Origin of the sequence: Cellulosimicrobium sp. CpK407 (assembly GCF_051844275.1) — a bacterium.
Classification (GTDB): Bacteria; Actinomycetota; Actinomycetes; order Actinomycetales; family Cellulomonadaceae; genus Cellulosimicrobium; species Cellulosimicrobium cellulans_G.
In genome coordinates, this window is record NZ_JBGNYC010000002.1 from 84,870 (window position 1) to 111,039 (window position 26,170).

Genomic DNA, 26,170 nt, shown 5'->3' on the forward strand with positions numbered 1-26,170 from the left:
GGCGGCCCGCGCGCCGACCGGCGAGGTCGGCGGTGGACCGTAGGCTGGCACCATGACGGCCGCTGAATCGCCCGCCGCCCGTTATGCCGCGTCCCGGGCCCGCCAGGCGGCGTCCCGCACCCGGCTCGCGGAGTTCCGGCAGGTCCTCGACTTCCCCCTCGACGACTTCCAGGAGCGCGCGTGCGAGGCGCTCGAGGAGGGCCGCGGCGTCCTCGTCGCCGCGCCGACGGGCGCGGGCAAGACGGTCGTGGGCGAGTTCGCCGTCCACCTCGCCCTCGCGGGCGGGCGCAAGGCGTTCTACACCACCCCGATCAAGGCGCTGTCAAACCAGAAGTACGGCGACCTCGTGCGCCGCTACGGCGCCGACTCCGTGGGTCTGCTCACCGGCGACACGACGATCAACGGGGAGGCGCCCGTCGTCGTCATGACGACCGAGGTGCTGCGCAACATGCTGTACGCGGGCTCGCGCACGCTCGACGGCCTCGCGTTCGTCGTCATGGACGAGGTGCACTACCTCGCCGACCGGTTCCGCGGGCCGGTGTGGGAGGAGGTCATCATCCACCTGCCCGACGACGTCCAGCTCGTGTCCCTGTCCGCGACCGTGTCGAACGCCGAGGAGTTCGGCGACTGGCTGGAGATGGTGCGCGGCGACACCACCGTCGTCGTCAGCGAGCGCCGGCCCGTGCCGCTGTGGCAGCACGTGCTCGTCGCGTCGGCGAACCCGGCGACCGGGGTCGCGCACGCGGGCGGCGGGCGGGCGCTCGGCGCGGACCTGCTCGACCTCTACGCCGGGCACGTGGACCCCACGGACCCGGGCGTGAACCCGCCCATCAACCCGGACCTGCTGGCCGCGTTCCGCGCGGCCCCGCGCACGAGCGCGTCGGGCCCGGGCGGGCGGCGCGGCGCGGGCGACCGCGGGTACCGGGGGCGGGGCGGGCGGCGCCCCGGTCCCGACCGGTCGGGGCTCGGGGCGCGCCGCACCCCGGCGCGGTTCGCCGTCGTGGACGCCCTGGACGCGGACGGGCTGCTGCCCGCGATCTACTTCATCTTCTCCCGCGCCGGGTGCGAGGGCGCCGTGCAGCAGTGCCTCGCGGCGGGGCTGCGCCTCACCTCGCCCGCGGAGGAGGCGGAGATCCGGCGCGTCGCCGAGGAACGCACCGAGACCATCCCCGCGGAGGACCTCGAGGTGCTCGGGTACTGGACGTGGACGGAGTCGCTCGCGCGCGGGATCGCGGCGCACCACGCCGGCCTGCTGCCCGTGTTCAAGGAGACGGTCGAGGAGCTGTTCAGCCGCGGCCTGGTCAAGGTCGTGTTCGCCACCGAGACGCTCGCGCTCGGCATCAACATGCCCGCCCGGTCCGTCGCGCTGGAGAAGCTCGTCAAGTGGGACGGGACCGCGCACGTCGACGTCACCCCCGGCGAGTACACCCAGCTCACCGGCCGGGCGGGGCGGCGCGGCATCGACGTCGAGGGGCACGCCGTCGTCGTCGACCACGCGGGCCTCGACCCCGTGCACCTCGCGGGCCTGGCGTCCAAGCGCCTGTACCCGCTGCGCTCCAGCTTCCGGCCCACGTACAACATGGCGGTCAACCTCGTCGCGCAGGTCGGGCGCGACCGGGCGCGCGAGGTGCTGGAGACGTCGTTCGCGCAGTTCCAGGCCGACCGCGGGGTCGTCGGCCTCGCGAAGCAGGCGCAGGCGCACGCCGAGGCGCTCGACGGGTACGCGCAGGCCATGACGTGCGATCGGGGCGACTTCGCCCAGTACGCGGCGCTGCGGCGGCGCATCACCGCGCGCGAGGGCGACCTGTCGCGCGCCGCGAGCCGGTCCCGGCGCGCGGAGGTCGTGGCCGCGTTCGAGCGGCTGCGGCCCGGGGACGTGGTGGAGGTGCCGTCGGGGCGGCGCGCGGGCTACGTCGTCGTGCTCGACCCGGGGGAGGGGGCCGGGTTCGACGGCCCGCGCCCCACCGTGCTCACGCAGGACCGGCAGGTGAAGAAGCTCACCGTGGCCGACGCGCCCGGCGGCATCCGCACCGTCGCCACGGTCCGGGTGCCGAAGTCGTTCAACCCGCGCGTCCCGGCGCAGCGGCGCGACCTCGCGTCCACGCTGCGCAACGCCCTCGGGGCGCTCGACGAGCCCGGCACGCGACCCGGGCGCACCACCCGCACCCGGTCCGCCGCCGCGGACGACGCCGAGCTCTCCCGCCTGCGCGCGCAGCTGCGCGCCCACCCGTGCCACGACTGCCCCGACCGCGAGGACCACGCCCGCTGGGCCGAGCGGTGGGCCCGGCTCAAGAAGGAGCACGACCAGCTCGTGCGCCGCGTCGAGGGCCGCACCGGGTCCATCGCGCGCGTGTTCGACCGCATCTGCGACGTCCTGCTCACGCTCGGCTACCTCGCCCCCGGCGAGGTCGCGGACGACCCGGCCGCACCGCTCGAGGACGCCCTGGACGCGGAGGAGCCCGCCCACGGGGCCCGGGCCGGCGGCGAGCGCGACCGCGCGGGGCGGGCCGGGCTGCGCGTCACGCGCGACGGACAGTGGCTGCGGCGCCTGTACGCCGAGAACGACCTGCTGCTCGCCGAGTGCCTGCGCCGCGGCGTGTGGGAGGACCTCGACGCCCCCGCCCTCGCCGCGGTGGTGTCCACGTGCGTGTACGCGGGACGGCGTGAGGACCGCGGCGAGCCCGACGTCCCCGGCGGGCCGCACGGCACGCTCGCCCGTGCGCTCGAGGCGACCACGCGCGTGTGGTCCGAGGTGGACGACCTCGAGGAGGCCCACGACATCGACGCCACCGGCGCCCTCGACGAGGGCCTCGTCACCGCCGTGCACCGGTGGGCCGTGGGCCGCAGCCTCGACGCCGTGCTGCGCGGCTCGGAGATCGCGGCCGGCGACTTCGTGCGCTGGTGCAAGCAGGTGATCGACGTCCTCGACCAGGTCGCGACCGCCGCGCCCACGCCCGCCGTGCGGCGCACCGCGCACCAGGCGATCGAGAAGCTGCGGCGCGGCGTCGTCGCGTACTCGAGCGTCTGAGCCGCCCGCGCCCGCACCGCCGGGAGCGCGCGCGGGCGCGTGACGTGCGCGACACCCGCCGCCACCTGCGCGGACGTCGCGCCGGAACGGCGAGGTTCGGGCGGTTGTGGCGGTATCGTGAAGGATTGTGGCCTCAACCCTGTACCGCGGCGGCGTGATCCACTCCCAGGCCGACCCGTTCGCAGAAGCGCTCCTCGTCGACGACGGCGTCATCGCCTGGATCGGCGCCGACGACACGGCCGACGGGCTCGCCGCCCGCGCCGACCGCGTGATCGACCTCGACGGCGCGCTCGTCGCGCCCGGGTTCGTCGACGCGCACGTCCACCTGTTCGAGGTCGGGCTCGCCCTCGCGGGCGTCGACCTGTCCGCGAGCGCCGGCGTGACGACGCTGGCGGCGGCGCTGGAGGCGGTCGCGAAGGCCGCGGCGGGCGTCGGGGACGACGACGTCGTGCTGGCGTTCGGGTGGGACGAGCGGTCCTGGCCCGAGGGGCGGCCGCCGACGCGCGACGAGCTCGACGCGGCCGCGGGCGGTCGCGCGGTGTACGCGGCGCGGGTCGACGTGCACTCCGCCGTGGTCTCCACGACGCTCGCGCGGCGCTGCGCCCTGGCGGAGCGCCCCGGGTGGGACGAGTCAGGCTGGGTCACGGGGGAGGCGCACCATGTCGCCCGGGACGTCGCGCGCGACGTGTCGCCCGCGCGGCGCACCGCCCTGTACCGGGCGGCGCTGCGCGCGGCGGCGGAGCAGGGGATCGTGTCGGTGCACGAGATGAGCGCCCCGCACATCGACACGCGCGCCGGGCTGCGCGAGCTCCTCGCGCTCACAAGCGACGCGTCCTCGGGGCTGGCGCACGTCGTCGGGTACCGGGGCGAGCTGTGCACCACGGTCGACGACGCGCGCGAGGTCCTCGCGGACGTGCCGGGACTGACGGGGCTCGCGGGCGACCTCAACGTGGACGGGTCGATCGGGTCGCGCACCGCGGCGATGCGCCTGCCCTACCAGGACGGGCCCGACCCCACCGACCGGGGGAACCTCTACCTGAGCGCGGAGCAGATCGCGAACCACCTGTCCGCGGTCGGGGCGGCGGGCACGCAGGGCGGCTTCCACGTCATCGGGGACCGCGCGATGGACGAGCTCGTCCTCGGGCTCGAGGTCGCCGCGCAGGTCCACGGCCAGGGCGCGGTGCGCGCGGCGCGGCACCGGGTGGAGCACGCGCTGTTCGTGGACGCGACGGCGCTGGCGTCGCTGCTGCTGTTCGGCGTGAGCCTGAGCATCCAGCCGGGGTTCGACGCCGCGTGGGGCGGGCCGCAGGGCATGTACGCGGCGCGCGTGGGCGCGACCCGGGCCGAGGGCCTGAGCCCGTTCGCGGACCTGGCGGGGGCGGGCGTCCCGCTCGCGTTCGGGTCGGACGCGCCCGTCACGCGCCTCGACCCGTGGGCGGGCGTGCTGGCCGCGATGTCGCACGTGGACCCCGACCAGCAGATCTCGGCGCGGGCCGCGTTCCGCGCGCACACGCGCGGCGGGTGGCGCATCGCGGGCCTGGACCACACGGGGGCCGGCCAGCTGCGCGTCGGGGCGCCCGCGCACCTCGCGGTGTGGCGGGGCGAGCACCTCGTGGTGCAGGGCGCGCTCGGGCGCACGACGTCGTCGTGGAGCACGGACGCGCGCGCCGGGCAGCCGCTCCTGCCGGAGCTCGGCCCCGACGTGCCGCGACCCCGGTGCCTGCAGACGGTGCGCGACGGCGCCCCCCTGTTCGACACGTTCGTGTGACCGCTACCGCTTGACAGGGCCGTGAGCCGGAGTAGGTTCGACAGGGTGTTCCGGCCCCCGCGGCCGCAGGGGGATCAGCCACCGACGACGACCCCTCGGCGTTCCGCGCCGGGTACCTGGCCGGGCTCGCGCGCTCAGTAGAAAACGTGCTCCGCCGGTGGCGGCGGCGTACGGGCCGAAGGGCGCGCGAGCCCGCACACACCACCCTCGGGCCGCCTGCGGATCACCCGCCGGGCCGACGCCGCGGACCCCGGTCCGCGCAGGTGCGTGGCGTAGGGTGCACCCGTGCACGCCCCCGAGCCCGCGGCCACCCCGGCCGGGCGACCCCGCCCCGCAGGACCGGCCACCTCAGGACCGGAGACCCCGTCGTCGCACGCCTCGTCCCCGGCGCCCCCCGCGCCGGTGCGCGCCGAGAACGGACGCGGGACCCCCGCGGTGGTGGACGGCGGCAGCCCCGTCGGGCCCCCGTCGCGGCCGCTCTCGCTCCTCCTGGCCCTCGCGGGCGGCCTCGCCACCGACGCGGCCTTCCCCGACCGCGGGTGGTGGCCCCTCGCGTTCGTCGGCGTCGCCGCGCTGTTCTGGGGGCTGCGGCGCGACGGCGCCCGCTGGGGCTTCCTCGTCGGGCTCGTGTGGGGTCTGGCGTTCTTCCTGCCGCACCTGTGGTGGGCCAACTACGCGACCGAGACCGTGCCGTGGGTCGCGCTGTCCGTCATGGAGGCGTGCTTCGTCGCCGTGCTCGGTGCCGCCTGGGCCTGGGCCCGCCGGTGGTCGTGGCTGGCCGGGCGCCCGGGGGCGCAGGCCGTCGCGTTCGCGCTGCTGTTCGTCGGCGTCGAGCAGGCGCGCACCGAGGTCCCGTTCGGCGGCTTCCCCTGGGGCCGGCTCGCGTTCTCCCAGGCGGACTCCCCGCTCGGGCGCGCGGCCTGGCTCGGGGGCGAGGTCCTCGTGTCCCTGCTCGTCGCGCTCGCCGGGTCGCTGCTCGCGGTCGCGGTGCTCGCGCTGGTGCGCCGCCGCGACGTCGTCACGGGCGCCGTCGTCCCGGGCGCCGTCGTCCCGGCCGCCGTGGCCGGTGCGCTCGTGGCCGCGCCCCTGCTCGTGCCGCTCGACACGCGTGCCGAGGCCGGCACGCTCGCCGTCGGGGCGGTGCAGGGCAACGTGGGCGAGCCCGGGCTCGGGTCGTTCGCGAACCGGGCCGAGGTGCTCAACAACCACCTGCAGGGGACGGTCGCGCTGCTGGACCAGGTGGAGCCCGGCGACCTCGACGTGGTGCTGTGGCCCGAGAACGGCTCCGACCTCGACCCGCAGACCGCGCCCGACGTGGCGCGCGCCATCGACGACGCCGCGCGCGAGGTCGAGGCCCCGATCCTCGTCGGCGCGCAGGAGTACCCCGAGACCGGCGGCCGGTACAACGTGTCGCTGCTGTGGGAGCCCGGCGCGGGCGTCGTGGACCGCTACGCCAAGCAGCACCCCGCGCCGTTCGGCGAGTACATCCCCCTGCGGTCCCTGCTGCGGATCTTCTCCGACCAGGTCGACCGGGTCACCATCGACATGATCCCCGGCACCGAGACCGGGGTCGTGGACCTCGCGTCCGAGCGCCTCGGGCGCACCGTGCCGCTCGGCGTCGTCATCTGCTTCGAGGTCGCCTACGACGGCCTCGTGAACGACGCCGTGGACGCGGGCGCCGAGGTGCTCGTCGTGCAGACCAACAACGCCTCCTTCGGGTACACCGCCGAGTCCACGCAGCAGCTCGCGATGTCGCGCCTGCGCGCCGTGTCGACCGGGCGCGCGACCGTGCAGGTCTCGACCGTCGGCGTCAGCGGCGTCATCGCCCCCGACGGCGAGCTCCTGCAGAGCACCGACCTGTTCACCGCCGACCAGATGGTCGCCGACCTGCCGCTGCGCACGAGCCTGACCCCGGCCGTGCGGGCGGGGGACTGGCCGGGCCGCGTCGTCGAGCTCCTCGCCCTCGGGCTCCTCGCCGCGGGCGTCGTCACCGCGGTCCGCGAGCGCCGCACCCCGACCGCCGCGGCCCCGGCCGGAGACGAGGCGCCGTGAGCGGGCCGGCGGGGGAGGGCGGCGTCCTGGGCGGGCGCGTGCTCGTCGTCGTGCCCACGTACGACGAGGCGCTGACCCTGCCGGGCACGCTGGCACGCCTGCGCGCCGCGGTCCCGGACGCGGACGTGCTCGTCGTGGACGACGCCAGCCCGGACGGGACGGGCGACCTCGCCGACGCCGCCGCCGCCGTCGACCCGGGCGTGCACGTGCTGCACCGGGCCGGGAAGGAGGGCCTGGGCGCCGCGTACGTCGCGGGGTTCGGGTGGGGCCTGGACGCCGGGTACGACGTGCTCGTGGAGATGGATGCCGACGGCTCCCACCAGCCGGAGCAGCTGCCGTCCCTGCTCGCCGCCCTCGGCTCCGCCACGGCGAACGGCGCGCACGACGGCGCGGACCTCGTCATAGGGTCGCGCTGGGTCCCGGGCGGGCGCGTGGAGAACTGGCCGCGGCACCGCGAGGTGCTCTCGCGCGCGGGCAACGCGTACGTGCGCCTCGCGCTGGGGCTGCACCTGGGCGACGCGACGGCGGGCTACCGCGCCTACCGCGCGTCCGCGCTGCGCGCCGTCGACCTCGCGAGCGTGGAGTCGCACGGGTACTGCTTCCAGGTCGACATGGCGTGGCGGGTCGTGCGGGCGGGGGGTCGCGCGACGGAGGTGCCGATCACGTTCGTCGAGCGCACGGCGGGGCGGTCGAAGATGAGCCGCGCGATCGTCACCGAGGCGCTGTGGAAGGTCACGGTCTGGGGTGCTCGACGGCGCGCGGCCCAGCTCGCGAGCCTCGCGCGGTCGGTCGCGGGGCGGCGCGGCCCGCGCTGAGGCGTCGCCGTGGTGCGGGCCGCGTGAGTCCGCGACGTGCCGAGCGAGCCCGGGCCGTGCCGGGCCGCGTCGGCGCGCACGGGCCCGTGCGAGGGCGACGGCCCGGCCGCGACGCAGAGAGGCCCGGACCCCCGCGGGGTCCGGGCCTCTCAGTGGTCGCGGGCGGTCAGGCGCTGCGGCGCAGCTTGCCGGCGCGCAGCAGGCCGAGGCGCTCGTCGAGCAGCTCCTCGAGCTCGGAGATCGTGCGCCGCTCGAGCAGCATGTCCCAGTGGGTGCGGGCCGGCTTGCCGGCCTTGGGCTCGGGGCGCTCGGCGTCGCGCAGGAGCGCCTCGGCGCCGCAGCGGCACTCCCACACCGGGGGGACCTCGGCGTCGGTCGAGAACGGCAGGATGATGGTGTGCCCGTTGGGGCAGTCGTAGTGCGCCTGGAAGCGGGGGGCGAAGTCGACGCCCTCGTCCGACTCCATGCTCTTCGCACCGATGCTCATCCCGCGCAGCGAACGGTCGGCCATGGTGTCCTCCTGAGGGGTCTTCGGGGGTGGGTGGGCGCGCCCGGTGGGTGCGGGCAGCGGCCCGGTCTACGAGAGGCAACGCCTCACCGTCGGTCGGTGTTCCGGCGCGCCGTGAAGGTCCGGTGAACGTCGCGGGGTGTCTCCACGGCCTGGCCGCCGCCCACGGCGTCGAGCCGGTCCGCCTCGGCGCGTCGCGGTCCCAGGCTCCCGGGTTTCGATGCCCGACGCAACTCGTCACGGTCGCCACGGCCCCCGACGTGCGCACGCTCACACCCGTGCCGGGAGGGCCCGGGAACAAACCCGGGGGACACCCGGTTGAGGCGCATGTACATGCAAACGCATCGACCTAGGACTCACGGGAGCACACCATGCAGTTCGGCATCTTCACCGTCGGCGACGTCACGACGGACCCCACGACGGGCCGGACCCCCGACGACACCGAGCGCGTGCGCTCGATGCTGACGATCGCGAAGCACGCGGACGAGGCGGGCCTGGACGTCTTCGCCACGGGCGAGCACCACAACCCGCCGTTCGTGCCGTCCTCGCCGACGACCATGCTCGGCTACCTCGCCGGTGTGACGAAGAACATCGTCCTGTCGACGTCCACGACCCTCATCACGACGAACGACCCCGTGCGCCTCGCGGAGGAGTACGCGATGCTCCAGGTCATCTCGGACGGCCGCATGGACCTCATGATGGGCCGCGGCAACACGGGCCCGGTGTACCCGTGGTTCGGTCAGGACATCCGCAACGGGATCCCGCTCGCGATCGAGAACTACGCGCTGCTGCGCCGCCTGTGGACCGAGGACGTCGTGGACTGGGAGGGCAAGTTCCGCACCCCGCTGCAGGGCTTCACCTCGACCCCGCGGCCGCTGGACGGCGTGCCGCCGTTCGTGTGGCACGGGTCGATCCGCAGCCCCGAGATCGCCGAGCAGGCCGCCTACTACGGCGACGGGTTCTTCCACAACAACATCTTCTGGCCCATCAGCCACACGAAGCAGATGGTGCAGTTCTACCGCCAGCGCTGGGAGCACCACGGCCACGGCCCCGCGGACACCGCGATCGTCGGGCTCGGCGGCCAGGTGTTCATGCGCAAGGACTCCCAGAAGGCGTGGGACGAGTTCCGGCCCTACTTCGACAACGCGCCCGTGTACGGGCACGGCCCGTCGATGGAGGACTTCACGCGCGAGACGCCGCTCACCGTCGGCTCCCCCCAGCAGGTCATCGACCGGTACGCCGCGATGCGCGAGCACGTGGGCGACTACCAGCGCCAGCTGTTCCTCATGGACCACGCCGGCCTGCCGCTCAAGACGGTGCTCGAGCAGATCGACCTCCTCGCGGGCGAGGTCGTGCCCGTGCTCCGCAAGGAGATGGAGGCCGCGCGCCCCGCGCACGTGCCGGCGAACCCGCCGAGCCACGCCGAGCGCGTCGCCGCCGCCAGGGCCTCCGGGACCGAGGGCGCCGCGCACGTCGGCGGCACCGAGGACCGCTGGACCGGGCGCACCGCCGAGGACGACCAGGAGCCGGCGAAGGCCGGCGCCGCGTTCGGCCTGTAACCGGACCTCGCGGCCCGCGCCCACCCGGGCGCACGAGCCGCACGACCACCCGCCCGACGGCGTACGGTCGACGGGTGCCCCGCGCACCCGGGCGCCCGGCCGCCGTCGGGCGACCGCACCACCCGGCCCGGTGACGGGCCGCACCCGCACCGCACGCCAGACCTCAGGAGCACCGCATGACCGCCAGCACCCCCGCCCCGGACCGCCGCCTCGTCGTGGTGTCCGCCGGGCTGTCCAAGCCGTCCTCCACGCGCCTGCTCGCCGACCGGCTCGGCGAGGCCACGGTGCGCGAGCTGCAGGGTCTCGGCGTGAGCGCCGAGGTCGAGACCGTCGAGCTGCGCGACCACGCGCACGCCGTCGTGGACGCCATGCTCACCGGGTTCCCCACGGGCGACCTCGCCGGGGTCCTCGAGCGCCTCACCGCCGCCGACGGGATCGTCGTGACGACCCCGCTGTTCACGACCACGTACTCCGGGCTGCTCAAGTCGTTCGTCGACGTCCTCGACAAGGACTCACTCACCGGCACGCCCGTCCTGCTCGGCGCGACCGGCGGCACCGCCCGCCACTCGCTCGCGCTCGAGTACTCCCTGCGCCCGCTGTTCACCTACCTGCGGGCCGACGTCGCCACGACGTCCGTGTTCGCCGCCACCGACGACTGGGCGGCCGCCGAGGCCGACTCCGGTGGCGGTCTGCCCGCCCGGATCGCGCGCGCGGGCCGCGAGCTCGCGGAGAAGGTCGCCCTGCGCAAGAACTCCGGGCCCGCCGACCCGTTCGCCGCCACGCCCGACTTCACGGCGCTCCTCGGCGGGCTCTGACCGCCCCCACGCTGCGCGCCCCCGGCCACCGGTGCTCCCGGCCGGGGGCGCGCTCATGTCTCCCTGACCTGCGGCGACACCACCCGAGGGGTTGCTCTCCGCAGGGGTCGCGCGGCAGGATCGGGGGACCGACGACGACGGGGGAGCACCATGAGCACGAGCGCGACCGAGGACCACGCCGGGCAGCACCCGGCAGGACCCGCCCCGGAGCCCGGTGCCGAGCCCGTCGCCCCCGTCACGGTCGCGGTCCCCGTCGTGGAGACCCTCGCGGCGCACGCGCACGGAACCACCCCCGCGGTCCCGCCCCGACGGCGGACCGTCGGCGTCGTCACGATCCCCGGCCGCGCGCCCGACACGTCTCGCTTCGCCGCCGCGCCCCGCTACCCGGCCATGTTCCACGTCGCGGGCGGCCGGCTCGTGTGGGACGGCGCACGGCTGCGCCTCGTCCGCGGCGACGACACCGTGCTCGAGCCCGCCGGGCGACCCGTCGTGACCGTCACCGGCGACGGGCCCACCGTCGTCGTGACCTGGCGGGACGAGCACCCCGGGGCCCGGACCACCCGCGCCGTCCTCCTCGACGGGTCGTCCGCCCGGTTCGCACGCTTCGCGCGCTCGCTCGCCGACACGCGCCCCGGGAGCATCGTCGTCGACGACCGGACCGTGCCCTCGCCGCGCGTACCGCGCCTGCACCCCGGCCAGGCGGGCACCACCCGGCGCCCGGGCGTGTTCGCCCGCGCGCTGTGGCGCGTCGTCGGGCGCGGCGCACCCGCCGCGGGCGCCACCACGGGCGACGGGGGAGCAGCCCTCGTCGGCCGCCTCGAACGGCTCGCCGCCCTGCACCGCGCGGGCGACCTCACCGACACCGAGTTCGCGCGCGCGAAGCAGGCGCTGCTCGGCTGAGGAGTCGATCGAGGACGGGCGGCCGTCAGCCCCCGAGCGGACCCCACCCGGTCACGTCGAGCTCCGTCATGACGGACCGGCCGTCGCGGAAGTCCCCGTACCGCGCCCACGTCACCGCGACGCGCAGCAGCACGATGCCCTCGTCGGTCAGCGAGGCGGCGAACTGCGGGAACGCCGCCGCGTACGCCGCCGCGCACCGGTCCCGGTCCGCCCCGACCGGGACGTCCGCCAGGCCCTCGCACTGCAGCGTCGTCCCGTCCGTCCCGCCCACCGTCACGGCGACCCGCGCGTCCCGGGCCAGGTTCGCCACCTTGCGCGACGTCGCGCGCGCGTCGAACACCAGCTCGCCCGCGCCCGTCGCGGCCACCGCGAGGAACGCGGCCTGGGGCCCGCCGTCGTCGCCCAACGACGCCACGACGCCCCACCCCTGCGAACGGACATAGCCGACGAACGCCTCACGATCCATGCCGCCACCGTAGCGGCCGCGCTCCCGACACGAGGCGCGACGACACGAAAACCCTGGACCACCGCAGACGCCACCTGGCACCGTCGACCCGATGGCCCACCCCCGCACCGACCTCGCCGGCACCGACCAGGAACGCCTCTGGGACGCCGGCGCCGCCGCCCGGTACGACACCCCCGGCGAGGGCATGTTCGCCCCCGACGTCCTCGACCCCGCCGTCGACCGGCTCGCAGCGCTCGCAGGCCGGGGGAGCGCCGTCGAGCTCGCCGTCGGCACCGGCCGCGTCGCGATCCCGCTCGCCGCACGCGGCGTGCCCGTCACCGGCATCGAGATCTCCCGGCACATGGTCGCCCGGCTGCGTGAGAAGGCCGACGAGACGACCCTGCCCGTCGTCGTCGGCGGCATGGCCACCGCCCGGGTGCCGGGGGAGCACGCGCTCGTCTACCTCGTGGACAACACGATCTCGAACCTGCTCACCCAGGAAGCCCAGGTCGAGTGCTTCCGCAACGCCGCCCGCCACCTCGCCCCCGGGGGCCGGTTCGTCGTCGAGCTCTGGGTCCCCGAGCTGCGCGCCCTCCCGCCCGGGCGCACCGCGACCGTCTGGCACGACGAGCCCGGCTACCTCGGCGTCGACACCTACGACGTCCTCCACCAGCGCGTCGTGTCCCACCACGTCCGGTTCGACGACGACGGCAGCGCCACGGTAGGACGCTCGCCCCACCGGTACGTCTGGCCCGCCGAGCTCGACCTCATGGCCCGCCTCGCCGGGCTCGAGCCCGAGACCCGGCACGCCGGATGGGCAGGGGAGCCGTTCACGGCCGAGTCCCGCTCCCACGTGTCCGTGTACCGCCGCCCCACCACAGACGTCGCATCGACCGGCGGGGAGCCGTCGTACCCGGAGGACCACGTCGTCGACGGCGGACGATAGACCTCCTCACGCACCCCAGGACGCCTCCACCGCCTCCAGGTCCCGCACCGCGAAGCGGTGGTGCTCCCACTCCTCCTCCAGGATCACGTGCAGGCACGACAACGTCGTCTCCGGATACTCCGGCGACCACGGGTTGCGCCGCACCACCACCAGCTCCTCCGGCGTCACGCCCGCCAGGAACTCCCGCACCATCGCCACCCGGCCCGCACGCGCCTCCAGCACCTCCCCGTAGGGCGGCGTCCCCGTCACGAACAACGACAGGTCCAGCCCGTCCTCCGCCGCCTGCGGTCCCGCCTGACCCAACGGGTGGAACGGCTGCGCGATCCCCAGCACCGCCCGCCCCAACCACGCGTCCGTCGCCAGCACCAGGTGCCGCACCGTCTGCGCGAACGACCACTCACCGTCCACCGACACGTCCACGGCGCTCGCGGGCAGCGCCGCCACCCGGTCCAGCGTCGCGGCCCACGTCGACTCCAGCGCCGACCACGCCGCGCGCAGCCCCGCCGGGTCGCCGGCACGACGCAGCTCCCGGCCCGGGAACCGGCGGTCCAGCTCCGCCTCCACGAAGCCCGTCACGTCCACCCCGTTCACCCGGAACGACGCGTCGCCGTCCGCGAGCCAGGGCGCGTCGATGTCGACACCCTCCACCTGCACGCCCCGCATCACCGCACCGGACAGATCGGACTCCACGAACCGCGCACCGCGCAGGTCCGCACCGTCGAACCTCGCGCCGCGCAGGTCGTCAGAGCGGGTGAACCGGGCCATGAACGCCTCCTCGGGGAGCGACCCGCCCGCAGCAGCCGACCAGCCCGGGGGAGCGGCCTCCGTGCGGCGACAGCGCCGCACCAGGGCACCCGGGCGGGGGAGAGGCGTGCACCTCGTCGACGGTCACGACGAGCGGGGACGACGAACGCACCGTACGCCCCGCCACCCACGCCCACCAGAGGGGGACGCGACCCCGCAACCCCACCGCTCTCATGGGCGACGGCCACCACCAGGGTGGTCGGCAGGCGTCGACCTGGGGCAGCATCGGACCATGCCGATCCTGCCCACCGCACGCGACCCCCGACTCGTCACCGTCCGCCGCGGCGGCACCCTCACCGACGACCACCACCGCCAGCTCGCCCAGTGGGCCGTCGACTGCACCGAGCACGTCCTGCCGATCTTCGAGCACGCCCGGCCCGACGACACCCGACCCCGCGACGCCCTCGACGTCGCCCGCGCCTGGATCCGCGGCGACGTCCCCATGAAGACCGCCCACAGCACCGCGTTCGTCGCCAACGCCGCCGGCCGCGACCAGCCCGCACCCGTCAAGTTCGCGGCGCTCGCGGCCGGGCAGGCCGTCGCGGTCGCGCACGTCGCGGCGCACGACCTCGGCGCCGCGGCCTACGCGATCCGGGCTGCCGCCGCGGACGCCGCCGCCCGGGGCGAGGACCCGGAGGCCGCACGGCTCGCGGAGCGGGACTGGCAGCGCGAGCGCATCCCGGCGGAGCTGCGCGAGCTCGTGCTCGACGACCAGCGGCGGCGCAGCGCGATCTGCTGGGACGTGTTCGACGACTGAGACCGGACCGGTCGGTAGGCGAGACCGGAGCGGTCGTCGCGGGGGACTCAGCGCAGGAGGTCGTCGTAGGAGACGAGGGGAACCCGGCCGTCCGCGGCGGCCGCGACGCGCTCGTCGCCGGCGACGAGGACGTCGGCCTGCAGCACGGCCACGGCGACGTACTCGGTCAGCGCCGTGTCGTCCGCGTCGAGCTCGCGCGCGATCCGCCACGCCGTGGCCCGCGACACGCGGTCGCCGAGCAGGCGGATCTTCAGCGTGGCGAGGCCCTCCAGGCGTGCGCGTGCCGTCGTCTCGTCGAGCACGCCGCGGCGCACGTCGCGGTAGAGCATCGACAGCGCGTGGCTGCGCAGCACGACGGGGCCGACGAGCGGGCGCCGCGCACCGAGGCCGACGTCGTCGCGCACCAGGCGCAGCGCCGTGACGGCGTCGATCGCGCACCGGGTCGTCGGAGCGACGCCTGAGGAATCCATAGGTCTCAGTAGACACCCGGCCCTACCGGCGCGGGTACGGTCGGGCTCGTGGACGGTGGTGGGGACGGCAGCGGGTGGCTCGTGCTCGGTGGCGGCATCATCGTCCTGGCCCTCCTGATCGGCTGGTACGTCGCCCGGGCGTCACGTCTCGACATCCGTCGGCAGACCGAGAAGGGCGACCCTCTCGACCACCGTGACGACCACTACGCGCCGTAGGTCGGCTCGACCGGTGGCGGTGGGGTGGTCTCGCCGGTGAACGTCAGCAGCAGGTAGATGACCAGGGCGACGGCGAGGATGACGGTAACGACCTTGCCCACGTGCCTGGGGCGTGTGATGAGGAGCCCGACGACGGTGGGCGCGACCAGCATCACGATCGACTCTGCATACCCCTGAGCTGCCGTGTGGTCGCACGTGTCAGGGATCGGCCCCGACTCCCGACAGGTGCCGTTCTGGAAGTCCTTCGCGACGCCGAACGAGAGCGCGGCCGGGACGAACAGCGCGACGGTGCCGAGGACGGCCACGAACAGGCCGAGCAGCGCACGCCACCACGGGACCGACCGCGGTGCCTGTGGGATTCCTGCCTGCGAGCTCACGGATGAAGTATCCCGGGTGCGATGACTGCACTGACGGTGGCTTCCCGAGAATCGTCCGTCAGCGCGAAGCCTTGGTGAGCTACGGACACCTGCACCAACACGGCGCCGATAATGTACATTATGTCATTTCGAGGTCGGACGAGTCGCTCCGACGCATCACGGAGGGCCCGCGCACACTCCCCTTCGTCATGAGCACGACGACGTACGCACCCCGGCTCGGCATGCGCCGCCCGGGCGCACCGAGCACGGACCGACGCGCCGGCCGGCGGCCGCTCGCAGGTCTGGTGGCGCTCGCGCCGTCCCGGGCGTCGTCAGGAACCGTCTCCAGGACGTTCGCGGCGACGTCGCCGTTCACCGGGCTCGCACCGGACGGCCGTCGTCCGCGACGCCTCGTCACGGCGACGCTGGTGACGCTGGCCTGGGTCCCGGCCCTCGTCCTGACTCTCGTGGCGTTCGTGCTCGTCGGTGCCGCTGCCGGCGCGGCGACCGTCGCCGTGTGGGCCTGGCGCTCGGTGTCCCCCGCGCGGGCGCCGCGGTCCGGGCCCGACGACGTCGACGCGCCACGGGACGAGCTCGAGCCGTCGATCGCGCCAGGCGTCCGAGCGCCTCGACGACGTCTGGTGCGCGACCGCACGCTGGGCTACGATGCCTAGAATCGGACATACAACGCAAACCATTGTGTTTAGGTCAACAGCATGGTGACGCGGCATCGCCGGCCCGGCGGGCCTCGGCAGTCCTCCGCGGTCCGGTAGCCAGCGGCGGGCACGTCGCTGCGTCCGACCGAGCCCGCGCCGGGATCGCGCCCACGCCCGGTCCCCTGCCCTCTGGCCGACCGCACCGCCTCCGGCGTCCCGACGCCCGAGCGTGTGCCAGCCTGGGCACGTGCCCGACTCCACCCGCTCCCGGACCGCCTTCCCTCCCCCGCCCCTGGCCGACGTCGTCGGCGCGCGCGAGCGCACGGTCCACGTCGTGACCCATCCCGAGGCGACGCACCACGTCGCGGGCCTGGTCGGCGGCGTCCACGACTCCGACCTCACCGCGCGGGGCGCACGGCAGGCGGCCCTGGTCGCCGCGGCGCTGCGTGCCCGGATCGCGCACGACGCCGCCGTCGACGTCGTCACGTCCGACCTCCTGCGCACGCGCCGCACCGCGACCGCGATCGGCGAGGCGCTCGGCGTCGTGCCGTCGCCGGACGCGCGGCTGCGCGAGGCGTCCTACGGCGACGCCGGCGGGCGGCCACAGTCCTGGCTCGACGCCCGGTTCGTCCCGCCGCCGGCCGTGGGCGACCGCCTGCGGCACGACGTGGGCATCGTCGGCGCGGAGACGAGGCTCGAGGTCGCGCTGCGCGTGTACGCGGCGACCACGGATCTGCTCCGTCGCGCCGCGGACCACCAGGTGGTGGTCACGCACGGGTTCGCGGCCACGTTCGTCGTCGCGGCGTGGATCGGGATGCCGGTCGAGGCCGCCGGGCACGTCGCGTTCCCGGTCGCCTCCGGGAGCATCACGACCCTGCGCGAGGACGGGTTCTTCCACAACCGTGCCGTGCTGAGCGTCGGGGACGTCGCGCACCTCGACGAGGGGCACTGAGCCGTCGACCCCGCGGTTCCGGCGTCGGCGCAGGTCAGGGCGCCGCCCGGCCGCGTCGTTGTCGGTGGTACGACCTAGGCTGGCCGCGACCGCACCCCGAAGGAGGCTCGCTCATGGTCGCCCCGCCCCGCCTCGAGCGGATCACCGTCGCCGAGGCGGCCGACCGCTACCTCGCGTCCGTGGCCGCGCAGACCCTCCGGGGCGTCCTGTCGCCGACGACGCGCCGCAGCTACGAGCGGGACGTGGCCGAGTTCGCGCGGCTCGCCGGCCCGACCCGGGTGCTGGACGACGTCGCCGGCGAGGACGTCGACGACGTCCTCCTGCGTTACCAGACGACGCCTGACGGCCGGTACACGGACGCGTCGCGCAAGCCGGGGAGCTCGGGCCGCTCCGCCGCGACGGTCAACCGGTTCCGCCAGTCCGTCACCCGCTTCTTCTCCCACGCGGCGCGCGAGGGGTGGGTCCAGGCCGACCCGATGCAGTGGGCCTCTCCCCCGGCCCGCGTGCGCGACGGCCTGCGCGTCGCGCGCACCGCGTTGTCCGCGGGGTCGGCGGCGTCGCTGCTCGAGGTCTCCGCCGCCCGGGCCCCAGGAGACCCGGCCGCGGCGGCGCGCCGCGACCAGGACCTCCAGCTGCGCGACCGACTCGTCGTCGCGCTCCTGCTGGTCCTCGGCCCCCGCGTCTCCGAGCTCGAGCGCGCGAACCTCGACGACTTCTCCCGCGAGCCCGACCAGACGCGCTGGCGCATCCAGGGCAAGGGCGGGCACGTCCGCACCGTGGCGCTCTCTCCCCCGCTCGCCGCGGCGCTCGAGGAGTACCTGGAGCGCCTGCGCCCCGCACTGCTCGCCCGCCGCCCGGACGACCCGGACGCGCGGCGCGCGCTCCTGCTGTCCTGGCGGGGCCGCCGCATCGACGCGCAGGCCGTCCGCGGCCTCCTGCGACGCTGCGTCGCGCGCATGCCCGCGCAGTACCGGCGCGAGGCGACGCCGCACGCCCTGCGCCACACGACCGCGACCCTCCTCGCCGCCGAGGGGTGGGACGTCAAGGTCGTCGCCGAGCTCCTCGGGCACGCGTCCATCGCGACCACCGGCGTGTACCTCGACCGGATCGAGGGCGAGCTCGCCGCGGCGATCCGTGCCCACCCCCTCTCGGCCGCGCTCGAGCCCGCCGAGACCTGACGCCGGCCCGGCGGGGCGCGTAGCGTCACCGGTATGGCCTCGCTCCACCGGGTGGAGCTCGTCCCGGACGACGAGCCCGCGCCGGCCGGGCGCGGCGCACCCGCGGAGGGGGCCCACGGGCCCGCGGCACCGGCCCGACGACGTGCGCTGCTCCTGCGCGTCGTCGCGCCGCTCGTCCTCCTCGTCCTCGCCCTCGTCGCCGTCGGGACGTGGCGCACGACCACGGCCGAGCGGGAACGCCTGGCCCGGCCCGGCGCCGTCGCCTCCCTCGCGGTGGCGCCGGCGCCCGACTGGGAGACGGACGCCGCCGCGCCCCGGCTGTCCGTGGTCGGTGACGGCGACGACGCGGCCCTCGCCGTGGTCACCGGCGCGGGCGTGGAGGCGTACGACGTCGGGTCCGGTGCGCGGCGCTGGCGGGCGCTCGACCCGACGGCCTGGTGCGGGCCTGCCGCCGACGAGACGTCGGCCCCGGCTCCCCACCCGGCTGTCATCACGTGCCTGACCGGCCCCGCCCTCGCACCCGTCGCGCACGTCCTCGGCCCGGGAGGACCGACGAAGGACCCGGTCCCCCTCGGCGACGAGCTCGGGCGAGCGGTCCCCGCCCCCGGCGCGACCGTGCTGCGCTGGTCGCGCACCGGCGGCGTCGTCCACCTCGCGCTCCAGGACGCCCGCACCGCAGGCGTGCGCTGGCAGCAGGAGGTCCGGCCCGACGACGCGGAGCGCACCGCGATGTGCCGGCCCCAGGTCGCCGGCCAGGCCGCCGTCACCGTCGAGGACGACCTGCTCGTCGTGCGCGGCTGCCGCCTCAGCGCAGTCCTCACTCTCGCCGGGACCCGGCTGGACGCCGCCGGCGACGCGATCACGACGACCGTCACGCCCCGCGCCGACGGCACGTTCTGGCGCACGACCGCCCGGCCCCCGGACCGCACCGGGTCCACCCAGCTCCTCGCTCCCGACGGAACGGTCCGCGTCGCCGTCTCCGGACGGCTGCTCGTCCCGCTCGCCGGACCGGGCCGCGACGCGACCACCTGGCTCGTCACGACCCCGGGCGGGGTGCGCGCGCTCGCGTCCCCGCCCGGCGGCGTGGCTCACGCCCCGCGCGAGCTGTGGCGCGCCGACGTGCCCGTCGTGCAGGCCGTGGCGCTCGCGGACGACCGCGCGGTCCTCGCCACCGGCGGCGCGCTCGTCGCCCTGGACGCCCGCACGGGCGAGCGGGTGTGGTCGTGGTCGGGGTCCACCCCGGGAACGTCCGCGGGCGAGCCCGGCGTCGGGCCGGACCTCGCGGGCGGCGTGACGGCCGCGTTCTCCGACGGCGCGACGCTCGCCGTGGTCGTGCCCGACCCGGACTCCTCGCGGCGCTCGCTCCTGGTCGGCCTGTCGCTCCACGACGGCGGGGTGCGCTGGCAGGCCGGGTACGACGCGGACCCGCACGGGTTCGCCGCGGTGACGGGGCGGGTCGTGCACGTGGACCCGCGCACGTCGCGCGTCGTCGTGCTCGGGTGAGGTGCCCGCGCGAGGTCCGCGTGCGAGCGCGCGGCGTCGGGGTGAGCCTGACGGGAGACCGGCCGCGCCCCGATGCGGCCGGGCCGAGACGAGGGAGGACGCCGTGCCGAAGCGCGACCCGGGACCCAGCGTGAAGGACCCCGAGCTGTACGAGAAGCTGCGGGACGAGGGCGACTCGAAGGAGAAGGCGGCGCGCATCGCGAACGCCGCGGCGGGCTCGTCCCGCCGGAGCGTCGGCCGCAAGGGCGGCAAGGCCGGCGACTACGACGACTGGACGGTCGAGAAGCTGCGCAAGCGTGCCGCGGAGATCGGCATCGAGGGCCGCTCCTCGATGCGCAAGGCCGAGCTGATCAAGGCCCTGCGCTCCCACTGACCGGACGCTCGTCGACCCCGACGGCGGTGGGGGTGCAAGATCTCACCCGCGGCGCGCCTGCCCTCGGGTCGCGCCGGGAGGCGCGCCCGCTACGGTGAGTCCGTGCACCTGTCCGCCGACTCCGCCCTGCGCACCGCCCGCCGTCTGCTCTCCCGTGCGCTCGTGGTCGCCGTCGCGGCGCCCGTCACGGTGGCAGGCGTGCTCGTCACCGCCGACGCGATCCGCAAGCGTCGCAACACGACCGAGGCGTCGTTCCCCCGCTCCTCCCCCGCCGACGTGGAGGTCGCGGGCACCACGACCACGGTCTTCACGTACGGCGAGGACGTGTACCGGGAGATGCTCGGGGCGATCCGCGGGGCGCAGCGCCGCATCCTGCTGGAGACGTACATCTGGAAGGCCGACGCGCTCGGCGAGGAGTTCAAGCAGGCGCTGGTCGAGGCGAGCGACCGCGGCGTCGAGGTGTTCGTCGTCTACGACGGGTTCGCCAACCTCGTCGTCCCGCAGTCGTTCTTCGACCTGCCGGAGCCGATCCACGTGATCCGCTACCCGGTGTTCCGCCCGGGCGTGCTCATGCTCAACGTGCGCAAGTCGGGCCGGGACCACCGCAAGATCCTCGTGGTCGACGACGAGATCGCGTTCGTCGGCGGGTACAACCTCGGCGCCCTGTACGCGACGCAGTGGCGGGACACGCACGTGCGCCTCGTGGGGCCGAGCGCGTGGGAGCTGCGCAACGCGTTCGTCGACTTCTGGAACGCGAACCGCAAGCCCGGCCAGCCGCTCCTCGCGGACCCGGGGTCGGTGCACTGGGAGCCGCGCCTGCGCGCGGCGCGCAACGCACCCGCGCACCTCGTCTTCCCGATCCGCGGCATCTACCTCGACGCGATCGACCGCGCGAGCTCGCACGTCTACATCACGCAGGCATATTTCATCCCCGACCGGGAGATCCTCGCGGCGCTCCTCGCCGCCGCTGCCCGCGGGGTCGACGTCCGCGTGCTGGTGCCCGAGCGCTCCAACCACGTGCTCGCCGACTGGCTCTCGCGCGGCCTCTACACGGCGCTGCTCAAGGGCGGGGTGCGCATCCACCTGTACCGGGACGCGATGGTGCACGCGAAGACGGCGACGATCGACGGCGCGTGGACGACGATCGGGACGGCGAACATCGACCGGCTCTCCCTGACGGGCAACTACGAGGTGAACCTCGAGATCACCGACCCCGGGGTGGCCGAGCAGATGGAGAAGGTGTTCGAGGTCGACCTGTCGAACTCGCGCGAGCTGACGCTCGCCGAGTGGGACTCCCGCTCGGTGGCGGCGAAGCTCAGCGAGGTCGTCCTGACGCCCCTGCGTCCGCTGCTCTGACGCGCGGACCCGCACGGGTCACGAGTCCCGACCGGGTCCGGCGCGGGACCAGCGCCGCGTCAGTCGCAGTAGTGGGGTGCCTCGCCGCAGACGACGCCCTGCACCATGAGGACGAAGAACACCACGACGGCGGCGACGACCGCGAGGGCGAGGAGCACGCCCAGCACGATCGCGACGATCGCCCCGGGGTGCATCGTGCGAGGGCCGCCCGCGCCCGCGGGACGGTCCCGGACGTGCGGCGTCCACGCGCGCCCGTCGAACCACCGCTCAGCTCGCACGCCCCACGGGTCCGGGTACCAGCCTGGCACCGGGGGGCCGCTCACCGGCCAGTCTCCGCGCGGGCGACGTCGGCCGCCTCCTCCTCGGGGCGCGGGGGCACGGTCTCGTCGGCCTCGAGCAGGGTCACCTCCCCGTACTCGGGGTGCGCGTCGCGCAGGGCCCGCGCCGCAGCGTCCCCGGTCCCGTCCAGGCTCCCTGCGGCGACGTCGAGCGCCCCGCCGGGCACGAGGGGCCGGTACGCGTAGTCCCGCCGGTGCGCTGCTCGCCGAGCAGACGGTCGACGAGGCCGTGCCCGGCCGCCGAGAGCAGGGCGTCGTGGATCGGGACGACGACGCGCGGGTCGAGCCCGCGCACGAAGTCGATCGTCTCAGCGAGCTTGAGCCACGGCGCGGCCACCGGTGCGAGGAGCACGTCGAGCCGCCTTCCCTCGAGCGCGGCGTCGTCGGGCGCGTCGAACGAGTCGCCCGGATGCAGGAGCGTCGCGCCGTCCCCGCGGACGAGGTACGTCACGTTCGCGATCCGGGGCACGTCACGGTGGATCACCGCGTGCTGCCCGCCACCGACCACGACCTCCAGCCCGCCGAGGTCCAGCCCGTCACCCGGCACGACCACGCGCGCCGACGCGCCCTCCGGCAGCGACGGCCGCAGCGCGGCGACGACCGCCTCGGGCGCCCACACCACGAGCCCGGGCCGCGCGGCGAGGGCGGCGCCGAGCGCGGCCGCGTCGACGTGGTCCGGGTGCTGGTGCGTGACGAGCACCGTGTCGGCGTCGCGCAGCGCCGTCGCGGCGTCACTGAACGTGCCCGGGTCGATCACGACGACCTGCCCGCCGTGGCGCACCGACACGCACGCGTGGCCGTGGAACGTGACTCGCATGGATCCTCCTCAGCTCACCCTGCCCGGCGCGACGGCCGTCGCCTCAGGCTGCCACCCCGATCACGAGAGCGCCCACCGCTCAGCCCACGACGAGGACCAGGTCGCCGCCCTCGAGCTGCTGCACCGCCCCGATCGCGACGCGCTGGACCGTGCCCGCGACCGGCGTCGTGATCGCGGCCTCCATCTTCATCGCCTCGACCGTGGCGACCGTCTGCCCCGCCTCGACGACGTCACCGGCCACGACGACCGGCGTCACCGCGCCCGCGAACGGCGCCGCGACCTGCCCGGGCTGCGACGGGTCCGCCTTCTCCGCCGTGCGCGCGTCGACGTCGACCGCACGGTCGCGCACCTGGATCGGGCGCAGCTGACCGTTGAGGGTGAACATCACCGTGCGCATGCCCCGCTCGTCGGGCGTCCCGATCGCCTCGAGCCCCACCAGCAGGCGCACGCCCTTGCCGAGCGCGACCGCGACCTCCTGGCCGGGCTCGAGCCCGTACAGGTACGTGGGGGTGTCGAGCACGGACACGTCGCCGTACGCCAGGCGCACCTGCCCGAACTCCTTGGTCGGGCCCGCGAACAGCAGGTGGTTCAGCCGCCGGCGCCGCACCTCCCCGGCCTGCGCGAGCTCGGCCTCGTCCTCCGACGAGAGCGGGGTCACGCCACCGCGCGCGGCACGACCGGCGAGCGCGCGCGAGCGGAACGGCTCCGGCCAGCCCCCGGGCGGGTCGCCGAGCTCGCCGCCGAGGAACCCGATCACCGAGTCCGGGATGTCGAACGCCTGCGGGTCGGCCGCGAACTCCGCCGGGTCCGCGCCCGCCGCCACGAGGTGCAGCGCGAGGTCGCCCACGACCTTCGACGACGGCGTCACCTTCACCAGGCGCCCCAGGATGCGGTCCGCCGCGGCGTACATCGCCTCGATCTGCTCGAACTTGTCCCCCAGGCCCAGCGCGATCGCCTGCTGGCGCAGGTTCGACAGCTGCCCGCCCGGGATCTCGTGCTCGTACACGCGCCCCGTCGGCCCGGGCAGCCCCGACTCGAACGGCGCGTAGACGCGACGCACCGCCTCCCAGTACGGCTCCAGGTCCGCGACGGCGGCCAGCGACAGGCCCGTGTCGCGCTCGGTGTGCTCCAGGCCCGCGACGAGCGCCGACAGCGACGGCTGGCTCGTCGTGCCCGCCATGGCGGCGCTCGCGGCGTCCACCGCGTCCACGCCCGCGGCCGCCGCGGCGAGCAGCGTGGCCATCTGACCGCCGGACGTGTCGTGCGTGTGCAGGTGCACCGGCAGGTCGAAGCGCTCGCGCAGCGCGGTCACGAGGCGCGTCGCCGCCGCGGGGCGCAGCAGCCCCGCCATGTCCTTGATCGCGAGCACGTGCGCGCCGGCGTCGACGATGCGGTCCGCGAGGCGCAGGTAGTAGTCGAGCGTGTACAGGTCCTCGGCGGGGTCCAGCAGGTTGCCCGTGTAGCACAGGGCGACCTCGGCGACCGTGGTGCCCGTGGCGCGCACGGCCTCGATCGCGGGGCGCATCTGGTCGACGTCGTTGAGCGCGTCGAAGATGCGGAACACGTCGATGCCCGTCGCCGCGGCCTCCGCGACGAACGCCTCGGTGACGCGCGTCGGGTACGGCGTGTACCCGACCGTGTTGCGGCCGCGCAGCAGCATCTGGATCGCGAGGTTCGGCATCGCCTCGCGCAGCGTCGCGAGCCGCTCCCACGGGTCCTCGCCGAGGAACCGCAGCGCGACGTCGTACGTCGCCCCGCCCCACGCCTCGACCGACCACAGCTGCGGCGTCGCCCGCGCCACGTACGGCGCGACGGCGGCCAGGTCGTGCGTGCGCACGCGCGTCGCGAGCAGGGACTGGTGGGCGTCGCGGAACGTGGTGTCCGTGACCCGCAGCCGCTGCTCGCCCCGCAGGGCGCGCGCGAAGCCCTCGGGGCCCAGCTCGAGGAGCTGCTGGCGCGTCCCGGGCGGCGGCGCGACCGACAGGTCGACCGCGGGCAGCTTCGTCGCGGGGTCCGTCGTGCGCCGCGGCTCGCCGTGCGGGCGGTTGACCGTCGTGTCCCCCACGTACGCGAGCAGGCGCGTGCCCCGGTCGGCGCTCTCGCGCGCGGCCAGCAGCTCGGGCCGCTCGTCGATGAACGACGTCGCGACGTTGCCCGCGACGAACTCCGGGTCCGCGAGCACGGCCTGCAGGAACGGGATGTTGGTGCGGATGCCGCGGATGCGGAACTCGGCGAGGGCCCGCCGCGCGCGCCGCACCGCCGTCGGGAAGTCACGGCCGCGGCACGTCAGCTTGACGAGCATCGAGTCAAAGTGGCCCGACACGACGGACCCGGCCGTCGCCGTCGCGCCGTCGAGCCGCACCCCCGCCCCGCCCGGGGAGCGGTAGGCGATGATGCGGCCCGTGTCGGGACGAAACCCGTTCGCCGGGTCCTCCGTCGTGATGCGGGTCTGCAGGGCGGCGCCGTTGACGCGCACGTCCTCCTGCCGGATGCCCAGGTCCTCCAGCGTCTCCCCCGACGCGATGCGCATCTGCGCCGAGACGAGATCGACGTCGGTGACCTCCTCGGTCACCGTGTGCTCGACCTGGATGCGCGGGTTCATCTCGATGAACACGTGCTGCCCGGCCCGCTCCCCCACGGTGTCCACCAGGAACTCGACCGTGCCCGCGTTCTGGTACCCGATGTGCCGGGCGAACTTCACCGCGTCCGCGCACAGCGCGTCCCGGACCGCCGGGTCGAGGTTGGGCGCCGGCGCGATCTCGACGACCTTCTGGTGCCGGCGCTGCAGCGAGCAGTCCCGCTCGTACAGGTGCACGACGTTCCCTGCGCCGTCGGCGAGGATCTGCACCTCGATGTGCCGCGGGCGCAGCACCGCCTGCTCCAGGAACACCGTCGGGTCCCCGAACGCGCCGTCGGCCTCGCGCATCGCGGCCGCCAGCGACTCGGGCAGGTCCTCCCGCGTGTCCACGCGGCGCATCCCGCGACCGCCGCCCCCGGCGACGGCCTTGACGAACACGGGGAACCCGATCGCGTCGGCCGCCGCGACGAGCTCGTCGACGTCCGACGACGGCTCGCTCGACGCGAGCACCGGCAGCCCCGCCTCTCGCGCGGCCTTGAGCGCGCGCACCTTGTTGCCCGCGAGCTCGAGCACCTCCGGCGGCGGACCGACGAACGTCAGCCCGGCATCCGCGCACGCGCGCGCCAGGTCGGGGTTCTCCGAGAGGAACCCGTACCCCGGATAGACGGCGTCCGCGCCCGCCTCCCGCGCCACGCGCACGATCTCCTCGATGTCGAGGTACGCACGCACCGGGTGACCGGGCTCCCCGATGAGGTACGCCTCGTCGGCCTTGAGCCGGTGCTCGGAGTTGCGGTCCTCCTGCGGGAACACCGCGACGGTGCGGGCCCCCAGCTCGTAGGCGGCGCGGAACGCCCTGACGGCGATCTCCGCGCGGTTGGCGACCAGGACCTTCGAGAACACCGGCACTCCATCCGTCGACCGTGCGGCGCTGCCGGGGAGAGCGTGACGCGCCGCGTACCGGGCGATCCTCCCACGGCCCC

The 26,170-nt window shown here is 75.6% G+C and carries 24 protein-coding genes; 16 read left to right on the forward strand and 8 right to left on the reverse strand.

Going from position 1 to position 26,170, the window contains the following annotated elements:
• The first annotated feature begins 52 nt into the window (after window positions 1-52).
• From ABWU78_RS01500 to ABWU78_RS01515, 4 genes are all read left to right on the forward strand, one after another.
• A complete protein-coding gene (locus ABWU78_RS01500) occupies window positions 53-3,028 on the forward strand; it encodes a DEAD/DEAH box helicase (RefSeq protein ID WP_439157358.1) in 2,976 nt (991 codons plus the stop codon).
• 127 nt (window positions 3,029-3,155) lie between these two features.
• Complete coding sequence (locus tag ABWU78_RS01505; RefSeq protein ID WP_439157359.1) at window positions 3,156-4,796, forward strand: amidohydrolase; 1,641 nt, start codon at window positions 3,156-3,158, stop codon at window positions 4,794-4,796.
• Window positions 4,797-5,234: 438 nt separating this feature from the next.
• Window positions 5,235-6,848 carry an apolipoprotein N-acyltransferase gene (gene lnt / locus ABWU78_RS01510; protein ID WP_439157415.1) on the forward strand — a complete coding sequence of 538 codons (1,614 nt, stop codon included), beginning with the start codon at window positions 5,235-5,237 and terminating at the stop codon, window positions 6,846-6,848.
• Entirely contained in the window at window positions 6,845-7,663 is an 819-nt protein-coding gene (locus ABWU78_RS01515; RefSeq protein WP_439157360.1) for a polyprenol monophosphomannose synthase, read from the forward strand. The genes lnt and ABWU78_RS01515 overlap by 4 nt, the downstream gene beginning before the upstream one ends.
• 166 nt (window positions 7,664-7,829) lie before the next feature.
• Here ABWU78_RS01515 and ABWU78_RS01520 read toward each other — a convergent pair whose 3' ends face one another.
• On the reverse strand, window positions 7,830-8,174 hold the full coding sequence (locus tag ABWU78_RS01520) for an RNA polymerase-binding protein RbpA (protein ID WP_021483180.1): 345 nt from the start codon (window positions 8,172-8,174) through the stop codon (window positions 7,830-7,832).
• Between the two features lie 368 nt (window positions 8,175-8,542).
• On the opposite strand from ABWU78_RS01520, the gene ABWU78_RS01525 reads away from it, so the two are divergent.
• The 3 genes from ABWU78_RS01525 (at window position 8,543) to ABWU78_RS01535 (ending at window position 11,445) form a co-directional block, all read left to right on the forward strand.
• On the forward strand, window positions 8,543-9,730 hold the full coding sequence (locus tag ABWU78_RS01525) for an LLM class flavin-dependent oxidoreductase (RefSeq protein WP_253049444.1): 1,188 nt from the start codon (window positions 8,543-8,545) through the stop codon (window positions 9,728-9,730).
• 176 nt (window positions 9,731-9,906) lie between these two features.
• Entirely contained in the window at window positions 9,907-10,545 is a 639-nt protein-coding gene (locus ABWU78_RS01530) for an FMN reductase (RefSeq protein WP_253049442.1), read from the forward strand.
• 150 nt (window positions 10,546-10,695) lie between these two features.
• Window positions 10,696-11,445 (forward strand): hypothetical protein, encoded by a 750-nt coding sequence (locus ABWU78_RS01535; protein ID WP_439157361.1) that lies wholly within the window; start codon window positions 10,696-10,698, stop codon window positions 11,443-11,445.
• Window positions 11,446-11,470: 25 nt separating this feature from the next.
• On the opposite strand, the gene ABWU78_RS01540 is transcribed toward ABWU78_RS01535, so the two are convergent.
• Complete coding sequence (locus tag ABWU78_RS01540; protein ID WP_439157362.1) at window positions 11,471-11,911, reverse strand: pyridoxamine 5'-phosphate oxidase family protein; 441 nt, start codon at window positions 11,909-11,911, stop codon at window positions 11,471-11,473.
• Between the two features lie 91 nt (window positions 11,912-12,002).
• Between ABWU78_RS01540 and ABWU78_RS01545 the strand changes: the two genes are divergently transcribed.
• Window positions 12,003-12,836: a class I SAM-dependent DNA methyltransferase gene (locus ABWU78_RS01545; protein WP_439157363.1), complete on the forward strand. Its 834-nt coding sequence runs from the start codon at window positions 12,003-12,005 to the stop codon at window positions 12,834-12,836.
• Window positions 12,837-12,842: 6 nt separating this feature from the next.
• Here ABWU78_RS01545 and ABWU78_RS01550 read toward each other — a convergent pair whose 3' ends face one another.
• Window positions 12,843-13,601 carry a DinB family protein gene (locus tag ABWU78_RS01550; RefSeq protein ID WP_353709283.1) on the reverse strand — a complete coding sequence of 253 codons (759 nt, stop codon included), beginning with the start codon at window positions 13,599-13,601 and terminating at the stop codon, window positions 12,843-12,845.
• Window positions 13,602-13,872: 271 nt separating this feature from the next.
• Between ABWU78_RS01550 and ABWU78_RS01555 the strand changes: the two genes are divergently transcribed.
• Window positions 13,873-14,397, forward strand: a complete 525-nt coding sequence (locus ABWU78_RS01555) for a putative immunity protein (protein WP_253049437.1) — start codon at window positions 13,873-13,875, stop codon at window positions 14,395-14,397.
• A 47-nt stretch (window positions 14,398-14,444) separates the two neighbouring features.
• Here the strand turns inward: ABWU78_RS01555 and ABWU78_RS01560 are convergent, their stop codons facing one another.
• On the reverse strand, window positions 14,445-14,867 hold the full coding sequence (locus ABWU78_RS01560; RefSeq protein ID WP_253049435.1) for a hypothetical protein: 423 nt from the start codon (window positions 14,865-14,867) through the stop codon (window positions 14,445-14,447).
• 48 nt (window positions 14,868-14,915) lie between these two features.
• Here ABWU78_RS01560 and ABWU78_RS01565 point away from each other — a divergent pair, with 48 nt between their 5' ends.
• Complete coding sequence (locus tag ABWU78_RS01565; protein ID WP_439157364.1) at window positions 14,916-15,083, forward strand: hypothetical protein; 168 nt, start codon at window positions 14,916-14,918, stop codon at window positions 15,081-15,083.
• On the opposite strand, the gene ABWU78_RS01570 is transcribed toward ABWU78_RS01565, so the two are convergent.
• Window positions 15,071-15,460, reverse strand: a complete 390-nt coding sequence (locus tag ABWU78_RS01570; RefSeq protein ID WP_253049431.1) for a hypothetical protein — start codon at window positions 15,458-15,460, stop codon at window positions 15,071-15,073. The genes ABWU78_RS01565 and ABWU78_RS01570 overlap by 13 nt on opposite strands.
• Before the next feature lie 188 nt (window positions 15,461-15,648).
• Between ABWU78_RS01570 and ABWU78_RS01575 the strand changes: the two genes are divergently transcribed.
• The 6 genes from ABWU78_RS01575 to ABWU78_RS01600 all read left to right on the forward strand — a co-directional run bounded on the left by ABWU78_RS01575 (window position 15,649) and on the right by ABWU78_RS01600 (window position 21,457).
• On the forward strand, window positions 15,649-16,113 hold the full coding sequence (locus ABWU78_RS01575; protein WP_439157365.1) for a hypothetical protein: 465 nt from the start codon (window positions 15,649-15,651) through the stop codon (window positions 16,111-16,113).
• Between the two features lie 229 nt (window positions 16,114-16,342).
• Window positions 16,343-17,047: a histidine phosphatase family protein gene (locus ABWU78_RS01580; RefSeq protein ID WP_439157366.1), complete on the forward strand. Its 705-nt coding sequence runs from the start codon at window positions 16,343-16,345 to the stop codon at window positions 17,045-17,047.
• A 113-nt stretch (window positions 17,048-17,160) separates the two neighbouring features.
• On the forward strand, window positions 17,161-18,225 hold the full coding sequence (locus ABWU78_RS01585) for a tyrosine-type recombinase/integrase (RefSeq protein ID WP_439157367.1): 1,065 nt from the start codon (window positions 17,161-17,163) through the stop codon (window positions 18,223-18,225).
• Window positions 18,226-18,258: 33 nt separating this feature from the next.
• Window positions 18,259-19,728 carry an outer membrane protein assembly factor BamB family protein gene (locus tag ABWU78_RS01590; RefSeq protein WP_439157368.1) on the forward strand — a complete coding sequence of 490 codons (1,470 nt, stop codon included), beginning with the start codon at window positions 18,259-18,261 and terminating at the stop codon, window positions 19,726-19,728.
• 103 nt (window positions 19,729-19,831) lie between these two features.
• The gene (locus ABWU78_RS01595; RefSeq protein ID WP_277515497.1) at window positions 19,832-20,101 is read left to right on the forward strand and encodes a DUF7218 family protein; all 270 of its coding nucleotides are present in this window, start codon (window positions 19,832-19,834) and stop codon (window positions 20,099-20,101) included.
• A gap of 102 nt (window positions 20,102-20,203) precedes the next feature.
• Window positions 20,204-21,457 carry a phospholipase D-like domain-containing protein gene (locus tag ABWU78_RS01600; RefSeq protein ID WP_439157369.1) on the forward strand — a complete coding sequence of 418 codons (1,254 nt, stop codon included), beginning with the start codon at window positions 20,204-20,206 and terminating at the stop codon, window positions 21,455-21,457.
• A gap of 59 nt (window positions 21,458-21,516) precedes the next feature.
• Here ABWU78_RS01600 and ABWU78_RS01605 read toward each other — a convergent pair whose 3' ends face one another.
• The 3 genes from ABWU78_RS01605 to ABWU78_RS01615 form a co-directional block, all read right to left on the reverse strand.
• Entirely contained in the window at window positions 21,517-21,780 is a 264-nt protein-coding gene (locus ABWU78_RS01605) for a DUF2510 domain-containing protein (RefSeq protein ID WP_253049417.1), read from the reverse strand.
• A 79-nt stretch (window positions 21,781-21,859) separates the two neighbouring features.
• Window positions 21,860-22,612 (reverse strand): MBL fold metallo-hydrolase, encoded by a 753-nt coding sequence (locus ABWU78_RS01610; protein WP_439157370.1) that lies wholly within the window; start codon window positions 22,610-22,612, stop codon window positions 21,860-21,862.
• Between the two features lie 79 nt (window positions 22,613-22,691).
• Entirely contained in the window at window positions 22,692-26,090 is a 3,399-nt protein-coding gene (locus tag ABWU78_RS01615) for a pyruvate carboxylase (protein ID WP_439157371.1), read from the reverse strand.
• Window positions 26,091-26,170 lie beyond the last annotated feature (80 nt).

What these genes read in the sequence shown, in the direction of transcription:
- ABWU78_RS01500 (WP_439157358.1), top strand. Translation starts at nt 53, where the DNA reads ATGACGGCCGCTGAATCGCCCGCCGCCCGTTATGCCGCGTCCCGGGCC.
- ABWU78_RS01520 (WP_021483180.1), bottom strand. Translation starts at nt 8,174, where the DNA reads ATGGCCGACCGTTCGCTGCGCGGGATGAGCATCGGTGCGAAGAGCATG.
- ABWU78_RS01525 (WP_253049444.1), top strand. Translation starts at nt 8,543, where the DNA reads ATGCAGTTCGGCATCTTCACCGTCGGCGACGTCACGACGGACCCCACG.
- ABWU78_RS01530 (WP_253049442.1), top strand. Translation starts at nt 9,907, where the DNA reads ATGACCGCCAGCACCCCCGCCCCGGACCGCCGCCTCGTCGTGGTGTCC.
- ABWU78_RS01535 (WP_439157361.1), top strand. Translation starts at nt 10,696, where the DNA reads ATGAGCACGAGCGCGACCGAGGACCACGCCGGGCAGCACCCGGCAGGA.
- ABWU78_RS01540 (WP_439157362.1), bottom strand. Translation starts at nt 11,911, where the DNA reads ATGGATCGTGAGGCGTTCGTCGGCTATGTCCGTTCGCAGGGGTGGGGC.
- ABWU78_RS01545 (WP_439157363.1), top strand. Translation starts at nt 12,003, where the DNA reads ATGGCCCACCCCCGCACCGACCTCGCCGGCACCGACCAGGAACGCCTC.
- ABWU78_RS01550 (WP_353709283.1), bottom strand. Translation starts at nt 13,601, where the DNA reads ATGGCCCGGTTCACCCGCTCTGACGACCTGCGCGGCGCGAGGTTCGAC.
- ABWU78_RS01555 (WP_253049437.1), top strand. Translation starts at nt 13,873, where the DNA reads ATGCCGATCCTGCCCACCGCACGCGACCCCCGACTCGTCACCGTCCGC.
- ABWU78_RS01560 (WP_253049435.1), bottom strand. Translation starts at nt 14,867, where the DNA reads ATGGATTCCTCAGGCGTCGCTCCGACGACCCGGTGCGCGATCGACGCC.
- ABWU78_RS01575 (WP_439157365.1), top strand. Translation starts at nt 15,649, where the DNA reads ATGAGCACGACGACGTACGCACCCCGGCTCGGCATGCGCCGCCCGGGC.
- ABWU78_RS01585 (WP_439157367.1), top strand. Translation starts at nt 17,161, where the DNA reads ATGGTCGCCCCGCCCCGCCTCGAGCGGATCACCGTCGCCGAGGCGGCC.
- ABWU78_RS01590 (WP_439157368.1), top strand. Translation starts at nt 18,259, where the DNA reads ATGGCCTCGCTCCACCGGGTGGAGCTCGTCCCGGACGACGAGCCCGCG.
- ABWU78_RS01610 (WP_439157370.1), bottom strand. Translation starts at nt 22,612, where the DNA reads ATGCGAGTCACGTTCCACGGCCACGCGTGCGTGTCGGTGCGCCACGGC.